This is a genomic window from Actinotalea sp. C106 (assembly GCF_023630195.1).
Classification (GTDB): Bacteria; Actinomycetota; Actinomycetes; order Actinomycetales; family Cellulomonadaceae; genus Actinotalea.
Genome location: NZ_JALPKN010000532.1, coordinates 1 through 1,083 on the forward strand (window position 1 = coordinate 1; position 1,083 = coordinate 1,083).

General features: G+C 75.2%; 2 protein-coding genes. Both read left to right on the forward strand.

Annotated elements, in window-relative coordinates; translation table 11 throughout:
- A partial coding sequence (locus L0B03_RS18270) for a DnaJ C-terminal domain-containing protein (protein ID WP_250448489.1) occupies window positions 1–682 on the forward strand: 682 nt, incomplete at its 5' end.
- Window position 683: 1 nt separating this feature from the next.
- The coding region (locus L0B03_RS18275) for a heat shock protein transcriptional repressor HspR (protein WP_250448491.1) at window positions 684–1,083 on the forward strand (400 nt) is incomplete at its 3' end.

Below are 1,083 nucleotides of genomic sequence, written 5' to 3' on the forward strand. Positions count from 1 at the left end.
CCCGACGGGGGCTGGCGGCGCGGGCGGCCCTCGCGTCCGGTACTCCCAGGGCGGCACGCCCCCGGGGGCTGGCGGCGCCGGCTTCGAGGACATCCTCGGCGGTCTCTTCGGCGGTGGTGGCCCGCGCGGTCAGCAGCGCGGGACCGACCTCGAGGCCTCGACCACGCTGCCCTTCCGCAAGGCGGTCGAGGGCTCGACCATCACGCTCTCGGTCGAGGGGCGGAGAGTCAACGCCCGCATCCCTGCCGGGGTGCGGGACGGGCAGAAGATCCGTCTGCGCGGCAAGGGCCGGCCTGGGGCCGGGGGAGCGCCGGCCGGTGACCTGGTCATCGCCGTCAAGGTCGAGCCCCACCCGGTCTTCGCCCTCGACGGTCACGACCTGCGGGTGACGGTCCCGGTGACCTTCGCCGAGGCCGCGCTCGGGGCCGAGGTCGACGTGCCGACCCTCGACGGCGGGACCGTACGGGTCAAGGTGCCCGAGGGAACGCCGTCGGGCCGTACGTTGCGGGTTCGCGGCCGCGGGATCACCGCGGGGGAGCGCACCGGGGACCTGCTGGTCAGCGTCCAGGTGGCCGTCCCGCAGCGGTTGTCCGACGCCGCCCGCACGGCGGTCGAGGAGTTCGCGAGGGCCACCGAGGGTGCCGACGTCCGTAGCGAGCTGCGGGCCCGAGCGGTGCAGTGACATGGCGACGGGGTACGACGCACCAGTCTTCGTGATCTCGGTCGCGGCCGACCTCGCCGGCATGCACCCGCAGACCCTGCGTCAGTACGACCGCCTCGGGCTCGTCTCCCCTGGACGAGCCCGAGGCCGTGGTCGTCGCTACTCCTTGCGAGACGTCGAGACCCTCCGCGCGATCCAGCGGCTCTCCCAGGAGGAGGGCATCAACCTGGTCGGCATCAAGCGGATCCTCGCCCTCGAGGCCGAGGTCGAGCGCCTGGCCGAGCAGGTCGAGAGGCTGCGCGCCGGCGCTGAGCCGGGCCACCGCGTCTTCGCGGCGGGCCCCCAGGGGGAGGTCGTCGCCCTGCCCCGCGGGCACCGACCCGCGCGCGTCAGCTCGAGCGGCGCCCTGGTCGTCTGGCGGC